Genomic DNA, 235 nt, shown 5'->3' on the forward strand with positions numbered 1-235 from the left:
GGTATTGGCGCTGATAGCGGATTCCACGCATATCGAGATGATCAGCAATACGCTGGCGATGGGCTGGAACTCGCCGCTAACCACCGTACTGGCGTTACTGGCCTGTGGTTTTGCCTGCTTCATAGAGATGGGAAAAATTCCCTTTGATGTTGCTGAAGCAGAACAGGAATTACAGGAAGGCCCGCTGACCGAATATTCCGGTGCCGGGCTGGCGTTGGCGAAATGGGGGCTGGGG

At 55.3% G+C, this 235-nt stretch carries 1 protein-coding gene; it reads left to right on the plus strand.

Annotated features, from left to right (window positions below; translation table 11 throughout):
- Positions 1-235 (plus strand): NADH-quinone oxidoreductase subunit H (locus SB822_RS61070; protein ID WP_410859653.1); only part of this gene is annotated, 235 nt, incomplete at both ends.

This window comes from Paraburkholderia sp. SIMBA_054 (assembly GCF_046534875.1).
GTDB lineage: Bacteria > Pseudomonadota > Gammaproteobacteria > Burkholderiales > Burkholderiaceae > Paraburkholderia > Paraburkholderia hospita.